The 7,917-nt window shown below is 41.5% G+C and carries 6 protein-coding genes and 1 pseudogene; 3 read left to right on the top strand and 4 right to left on the bottom strand.

Going from position 1 to position 7,917, the window contains the following annotated elements:
- Positions 1-75 precede the first annotated feature (75 nt).
- A pseudogene (locus tag PUQ00_RS31375) lies at positions 76-327 on the top strand (SDR family NAD(P)-dependent oxidoreductase); the annotation flags it as partial.
- An 85-nt stretch (positions 328-412) separates the two neighbouring features.
- Here the strand turns inward: PUQ00_RS31375 and PUQ00_RS31380 are convergent.
- The gene (locus PUQ00_RS31380; RefSeq protein WP_300423788.1) at positions 413-1,456 is read right to left on the bottom strand and encodes a Type 1 glutamine amidotransferase-like domain-containing protein; all 1,044 of its coding nucleotides are present in this window, start codon (positions 1,454-1,456) and stop codon (positions 413-415) included.
- Positions 1,457-1,930: 474 nt separating this feature from the next.
- Between PUQ00_RS31380 and PUQ00_RS31385 the strand changes: the two genes are divergently transcribed.
- Positions 1,931-2,569: a Uma2 family endonuclease gene (locus tag PUQ00_RS31385; RefSeq protein ID WP_300423789.1), complete on the top strand. Its 639-nt coding sequence runs from the start codon at positions 1,931-1,933 to the stop codon at positions 2,567-2,569.
- A gap of 36 nt (positions 2,570-2,605) precedes the next feature.
- Positions 2,606-2,800 carry a hypothetical protein gene (locus PUQ00_RS31390; RefSeq protein ID WP_300423795.1) on the top strand — a complete coding sequence of 65 codons (195 nt, stop codon included), beginning with the start codon at positions 2,606-2,608 and terminating at the stop codon, positions 2,798-2,800.
- A gap of 47 nt (positions 2,801-2,847) precedes the next feature.
- Here the strand turns inward: PUQ00_RS31390 and PUQ00_RS31395 are convergent, their stop codons facing one another.
- The 3 genes from PUQ00_RS31395 to ilvD all read right to left on the bottom strand — a co-directional run bounded on the left by PUQ00_RS31395 (position 2,848) and on the right by ilvD (position 7,654).
- On the bottom strand, positions 2,848-5,346 hold the full coding sequence (locus PUQ00_RS31395; RefSeq protein ID WP_300423791.1) for an ABC transporter substrate-binding protein: 2,499 nt from the start codon (positions 5,344-5,346) through the stop codon (positions 2,848-2,850).
- Between the two features lie 30 nt (positions 5,347-5,376).
- Positions 5,377-5,754, bottom strand: a complete 378-nt coding sequence (locus tag PUQ00_RS31400) for a hypothetical protein (RefSeq protein WP_300423792.1) — start codon at positions 5,752-5,754, stop codon at positions 5,377-5,379.
- A gap of 214 nt (positions 5,755-5,968) precedes the next feature.
- Positions 5,969-7,654: a dihydroxy-acid dehydratase gene (ilvD, locus tag PUQ00_RS31405; RefSeq protein WP_300423794.1), complete on the bottom strand. Its 1,686-nt coding sequence runs from the start codon at positions 7,652-7,654 to the stop codon at positions 5,969-5,971.
- Positions 7,655-7,917: the final 263 nt, after the last annotated feature.

The raw sequence follows: 7,917 nt of genomic DNA on the forward strand, positions 1-7,917 counted from the left end.
TTTGACTTTGCCACTCTTCAGATGTACGGAGCTTGTTCAAAACTCAAATAGGATTCCTATAGTGAGTTTGCTGATTCTAACTATCTTGCTTATAACTCATCAAAGACAGCACTGAATGCGATCACAGTTTTGTTAGCTGCTGAACTTAAAGATACCCCGATTAAAGTGAATGCTGCTGACCCTGGTTTCACAGCAACTGACATTAATCAATACCAAGGATACCGTACTGTTGAGCAGGGAGCGATCGCAGCAGTAAGACTTGCGACTCTACCTGATGATGGTTCTAGCGGAGGGTATTTTGATGAAAATGGCGTGGTTCCCTGGTAGAAAGTACGGGAAATGAGGCATTGGGGATTGGGAAGAGACAAGGAAGAAACTTCATTCAATAATTTACCCTTGTCCCCCTCCCCAGTCAATAAGGATTTGAATCAATCCGTCCCCTTTTGACACTTCTAAGATAGTATCCAGAGGTTGGTCGGTTTTTCAAGTTGAAGCTGTCGCCACTGCAAACTTTCCAAATTTTGTAATTAGAAAAGGTCAAAGGCGATCGCGGTTCGCATACTTCCGGTATATGATTGCCAAGTACAAAGTACGCCGCACCCCTACCCATAACTTTCACCAAACCGTTTTTATCCACAAGAACCGATGTACTTTCACTAACTGCTATGCCTAAAACACTGTTAGATACACCGTCCTTAATTTGACGGGCAATGAAAGTCATAATTCGACCCATTCTTTGACGCCTATCGGAGTGTGTATCTACGATAGTTCCCTTCAAATTACTCCAGTTAAAAAAGTTGTAAGTAAAAGTAATGTCTCGGTAGGGATCTTCGAGTGCGTCTCTAGTTTCAATGCCTTTTTCGGAAGAAGCGCAAGCATCGTAAATATACTCACTTTGGATCATCGCACCCGCACTAGTGCCACCAACACCACCTCCTTTAAGGTAAACTGACTTAACAGCAGTTTCAAGCTTGGTATCTTTCCAGTTGCGGATGTATTGACATTGGTCGCCGCCAGCAAAGAAAATCACATCAGCATTTTTGACTTTTTGAAAAATCTCGGCTTTGTTTGCTTCTTCCCTATTGCTAATCACAAGAGTTTCCACAAAGTTTACGCCTTTCATGGCATAAATTAGCCGATTGTAATCGTGATTCCCATTAGTGCGGATAACTACAACATTAACTTTAGTGGCGGAGTTAGTACCTCCCCGAACTTGGTTAATCATCCACTGGATAGCATCATCGACATCGGGGCCACCCCCACCTAAGCTAAGGACTGGGCCCGCTAAGGAAGGACGGACATCAGAGAAGGGGGAGGGGCGGACATCAACAGTGTCACCCAGGAAGTAGCGTTTCCAGTTTGCGATAAAACGGTTTATTAGGAAGGTTCCCATATTCAACAACTTGATTCCTGTACTTTTCAAGCGCCTTGCTATGCTTGGGAATGCCTTTGTCATACTAAGTTTCTGGAGCAAACTGCAATTATTGCTAGGCTGTTACGCATTTTAATTGCTTATTTCTTCGTGAGGATTGTCTTTAGTCATTGATCATAAGTCACTTGTATTTACAATTGGACAAAGGACAAAGGACAGTTGTAACGAAAAAATCTGCAATTTAGACGCGCATTAGCTTAACTGTCGCACTAGAGAGGGTAGAATTTCCAGCGTACAGGGCTTGTACTGTTTTTTAACGCGATAATAACCCAGAGTAATCATTAATTCTCTGCCCTACTCTGTGAAAATATCTACCTTGCTTGTATCCTTTATCAGAAGAATTCAAAACTCAGAAGCGGAGCCGGGGAGGCTTTCTGTCAAGGATTTGTTTTGGCTAATTTATACACTCATAGTCAGAGGCAATATACTTTAAAAAAGTTGATTTGTAAATTTAATCTCCTCCACACAACCATTAATACATCAACTTTATGAGGTAATATGCTTTTAAAACTGCAACAAATTATTGTTAAACCTGGTCAACAAATGTTGCTCAAAGATATTAGTTGGCAGCAGTTAGAAAATATTTTGGCAGAAATGGGAGAAAAGCGTGCTGCACGTATTTCTTATAGTCATGGGTGGTTAGAAATTATGGTTCCCCTACCCGAACATGAAAAAGATAAAGAACTTATTGGTGATTTAGTCAAAATCTTGTTAGACAAATTCCAAATTGATTTTGAGCCTTTCGGTTCTACAACACTTAAAAATGAGCGATCGCAGCAAGCGGTAGAACCAGATACCAGTTTTTATATTCAAAATCAAGCTGCTATCATTGGGAAAAATCGCATTGATTTAAATATAGATCCACCACCAGATTTAGCAATTGAAATTGATATTACTTCTCGAACTCGGTTTGAGAATTATGAAATTTTGGGAGTTCCTGAACTTTGGCGACATACACAACAAGGTTTAGAAATTTCGTTGCTAAAAGAAGGGAAATATATAAAGTCTGAATCTAGCCCTAATTTTCCTGATATCCCAATTGTTGAATTAGTTAATGAGTATGTTCAGCAGTGTTTAACAATTGGGAGAAGTCAAGCTATGCGTAATTTTCGAGATTGGGTGAAGAATAATTTATGATATAAATTTAAGGCTTTCTGAGAAAGGCGATCGCTCATGACTACTGAGAACAACCCAAGAGCCATTCTAGACTGTGAACACCCCACACCGCCCACAGATTTAATTTTTGATGATGGTGAAGCCTTGGAATCAAATCGCCACCGCATTGCTATGAATGTGTTGATTCGGTCATTGCAGCAAGCTTGCGCTATATTGAAATATCAGAATGAGTCAGTGCGATCACTATTTTGAAATATCAGAATGAGTCAGTGCGATCACTATTAAATAAAGCTGCAAAATTAAGGTTTAATCGGCACAAATTCATATTTATCAGTGCCAGCTATTTTTTGAACTTTGACTAGGAAGATGGGATTGTCTTTGCGATCGCCTGACTGTGTAAAAAACTGAATCTTTCCTGTTGCACCATTGACTGAAAGACCTGGACTATGTAGCGCTTTTTGTAGGTCTTCACGGGTCTTGCTTTGCTGCAAACCTTTAACTATTGCTATAGTTGCATCATAAGATGTCGCTGTTCGCCAAGTTATAGGCACTTTCCAAAGTTCCATAGCATTTGATGCAAAAGGATTATTAGGAAATGCTGTGGGATGCCAAGGTACAGACATAGTAATATCGTTGATATTTTGCCCTTGTTCTAAGGTTTCTTTCGTATACAGTGACGGAGTACCAAATAAAGCTAACTGACCTTGATTAGCTCTTATTAACGCATCACCTCGCCCAGTTTTGTCCCTTGATTTGTCAATGTATAAAGCTAATACTAAGGCATTAGCACCTTTCTTTATAGCTTGAGAAAGGACTACTTGTGGGTTAAATTTAGAGTCATCAAGATTACAATCTATAGGATTCAGAGTGCCGCCAGCCCTTTTGATCGCTTCTATAAAACTATCCTTAACCGACCCATTATCCGGATTTTTATCGACACAGATGAGAAAGTTAGTCTTTCTCTTCTCAGTGATGGCATAACGAGAAATACTATCTACTATGGAACTAACACTGGGAGCAGTAAGGAAAATATAGTTACCAATATTAGCAATAGAGGTAATGTTCCGGGCATAACTAGTAGGCGATATCATCACTAGCCCAGCGTTTTGATATACTGAAGCTGCGGGGATTGTAGCACGGCTAGCATTATGTCCTACTACGGCTAAAATGCTCATATCTTTGACAAACTCAGTGGCAATATTTGAGGCAGTGTTTGGATCATTATCATCGTTTGCGATCGCCACTTCCAAAGCTTTGCCATTAATTCCATTACTGCTATTTACTTGATTTTGAACTTGAGCCACACCGCGTAACATCTCTTTTGCTATATTTTGACTTTCGCCAATAGGTACGCTCACGGCAATTTTGATCTGATTTTGTTGTTGACGAGCCTTAGCATTATTCAAATAAATCAATGCTTCTGGATCGCTAGGATTTGCTGCTCGATATGCCTGGAATTCAATAATAGCAGTTAGACAATCACCTTGAGCAAATGCTTTAACTCCAACTTCTTTCTCTAGGTTTGTATCTTGTTTTAATAAAATTTTTTCACCCAAACTAATTCTGCCATTTAAACTATACTGCTCTTTATTAGCACAGGTTTGAGGTGGAGGCCGAAAGAAAGATACAACAGTACCACCAACAACAACTCCGATTATTCCAATAATGCAAACTTTTATATAGTATTTAAAATTGCTATTTCGGAGGGGTAGAGGAGGTAAGCTAGGTGAGTTTTCGGCAATTATTGGAGCTTCGATTAGCGCTATATCTTCATCTCTAAGTCCTAACGCTTGCTGAAGACGTTTCAAATCAGCACGAGTATTGTCACTAACAGGTAATTTACCTTGAGTTGCTTCGATGAACGCCTTTTGATATTCCTGTAAATTTTCTTTGTAGTCTTGATAAGGTTTTAAAACCTCAGCTTCGATAGCAGAAGCTTCATCAGGTTTAAGTGCTAACTCTTTTTGTCGCTTAGTTAAAGGAATACGACCCATATTAATAATCTCACCGTCTCTTACCCAATAATCAACTTCTCGACGATATATGAGCTTAGGATCATCAATAGGTGCTTTAGCAAGGTTTATTTTATAGCCTTCTTTGATAGCATATATCTCTGGTTTCATTGCAGGAGTAGCTTCTTGTACTGCCTTAGTAGCATATTCATGCAATTCATCAACGGAAATCCAACCATCTTCATTCTTATCTGCTGCACCAGTCTCCAGCCCCTCAACTATATAGCCGGTGTAAGTTGAAGTATCTGCTCCTAGCTGTGCAAAAGAATATTGGGTTGAGGTGCTAGATGTCAGAACAGCTCGCCCTTCTCCACCCAATTGGTTTCTGATATCAACAAAACCATCATCTTTCGCTGACATCCCCTCAGCAAATGCGCCACTAAAGCAACAATCAAGAATTACTACCTCGCGCCTAGAGCGACTATCACTCATGAACTTATACACAGAGCTAGCCGCTACTGCGGTTGCTTCAAAAATTTTCCCTTGTAAATTTTTGCGGGTGTTGCGAGCTGCAAAATAAAGTTTACCGCTCTCATCTTTAATGCCATGTCCAGAGAAAAACAGCAGCAAGAGGTCATCTCTATGACAACCATCAAACAAGGTTTGGATCGCTACCCCCATCTCATGTTGTTGAGGATTTATCAGAGGTATTACGTGATCAAAACCGCCAATCTCTGGGTTCCGCAAAACTTGCTCCATTGCCTCGACATCTTTTCTCGCTGCTGGTAATGGAGTAAAACCAGGCTCATACTCACTGACTCCGATTAGCAGTGCTAGTTTCGCCATCTTGTTATTCTTCCTTGCTGCTGGAATTTCTTAGTTACCTGCGACAAACTTTTGTGCTTGTTCAATGGCGGCGGTTAACTCTTCCCGACTGCTAGCTTTGACTTTGAGTTTCTTACCATTCGCTTCGACTTCCAATTCAATCGATTTACCACCCAAGCGATCGCCCAAAAATCCCAACAATTTCTTAAAATTGGCAATACTCACCTCTGCCTGCAACACTCCCAGCAGAAAACCTCCAAACGCCTTTGATCCTAGAGGAGTTTCTGTAACTGCCACAAGTTCAGCACTTTCCACATCTAAGTCTTTGATTTCTCGCAGCAGATTCCGTGTTTCCCGTTCTTGCTCTTCTGCATCTAAATCTGGATTAGAAAGAGCAATGGTTAGTTTGACGTTAGATTCAAAACTCATTTTGTACCCTTTTCGGTTTTTAGGCAGTTGACTGTCAACTATATTTCCGTGATTTCTCTATTGACATCATATCTGCTCTGTAAATTTCCTGAAGCTTCTTCAAGATTTTTAGAAAAATTCATAAAATTTAGGTAAAAATTACTAGAAATCAAAAAGACGTAGCAGCGCTACGTCTCCACATTCTTTTTCGGAGATGTCTATTACGTTAGGTTAATTAAAACAAGTCCAAATCTGTCACAGCACCAATACTGCTAGAAGATACCAATTTGGCATATTTCGCCAACACGCCTTTAGTGTAACGTGGAGCGGGGGGTTGCCAATTAGCACGACGACGGGCTAATTCTGGTTCGGATATATTCAACTGCAATAAACGAGCGGGTGCATCAATAGTAATACTATCGCCTTCTTCTACAAGAGCGATCGCACCACCAACTGCCGCTTCTGGAGCAACATGACCAACCACCATGCCGTAAGTACCGCCAGAAAAGCGCCCGTCAGTAATTAATGCTACAGCATCACCCAAACCAGCACCGATAATTGCTGAGGTGGGAGCCAACATTTCTCGCATCCCAGGGCCGCCCTTAGGCCCTTCGTAGCGGATGACTAGAATATCACCAGCTTGAATCTTACCGGCCAAAATTGCATCTAAAGAGGCTTCTTCCGATTCAAATATCCGTGCGGGGCCGGTAATTACTGGTTTTTTCACCCCAGTAATTTTAGCGACCGCCCCTTCCGTTGCCAGATTACCTCTGAGGATGGCTAAATGTCCTTGAGCATACATCGGGTTATTCCAAGGACGAATCACATCTTGATTGGCGGATGGTTCTTCTGGTATATCTGCTAATATCTCTGCAATTGTTTGACCACTAATGGTAAGGCTATCACCGTGTAATAAATTATGCACAAGTAACATCTTCATTACTTGGGGAATGCCACCAGCTTTGTGCAAATCTGTAGCTACATATTTACCACTTGGTTTTAAATCACACAAAACGGGAACACGGGCGCGGATAGTTTCAAAGTCATCCAGCCTTAACTCTACATCAGCGGCGCGGGCGATCGCTAAAAAATGCAATACTGCATTCGTTGAACCACCCACCGCCATAATTACAGAAATGGCATTCTCTATAGATTTACGGGTGATAATTTGGCGGGGTAAGATTTGTTTGCGAATTGCTTCGACTAACACAAATGCCGATTTTTCTGCGCTATCGGCTTTTTCGGCATCTTCTGCGGCCATTGTCGAGGAATAGGGCAAACTCATTCCCAGCGCTTCAAATGCTGAAGACATGGTGTTAGCCGTGAACATTCCACCACAGGAACCAGCGCCAGGACAAGCCCGACTTTCAACTTCAAATAATTCCTGATCGTCAATTTTTCCCGCACTGTATTGACCAACAGCTTCAAAAGAACTGACAACAGTTAAATCGCGTCCGTTATAGTGACCGGGTTTAATGGTGCCACCGTAAACAAAGATAGCCGGGATATTCATCCGTGCGATCGCCAGCATTGCCCCTGGCATATTTTTATCACAACCGCCAATCGCTAGCACACCATCCATACTTTGTCCAGTACAGGCGGTTTCAATGGAATCGGCAATGACTTCCCGCGACACTAGGGAATATTTCATCCCTTCAGTTCCCATCGAAATCCCATCGCTAATGGTAATCGTGCCGAACATTTGCGGCATCGCGCCGGCGGCTTTAATACTAACTTCTGCCCTTTGTGCCAGTTGATTTATCCCCATATTACAGGGAGTGATCGTACTGTAACCGTTGGCAATACCCACAATGGCTTTATTGAAATCTTCATCTTTAAAACCAACTGCCCGCAGCATAGCTCGATTAGGCGATCGCTGCACCCCTTGCGTCACAATTTGGCTTCTTAAATTCTCCGACATTTTTTTCTTCCCTGACATCATCGCAACAATTGCGATTGTATTACCTGATTTTCTCATGTATACGTTGCGCGATCGAACATGAGCCAGCATTGGTAATTCTGTATTTCTCAGATGTGCTTGTGTTGCTATAGCAATCCTATTTGATTTCTGACAATTCAGGTCATGTGGAAAAGCTCACGAAAAACCTAACCCCCTTCCCGATACTCTAAGAGGGTGTTTGAAAAGTTTTGAGAAGTCAAATATTATGCCAAACGCCTCAGCAT

It is taken from the genome of Nostoc sp. S13 (genome assembly GCF_029379315.1).
Lineage (GTDB): Bacteria > Cyanobacteriota > Cyanobacteriia > Cyanobacteriales > Nostocaceae > Nostoc.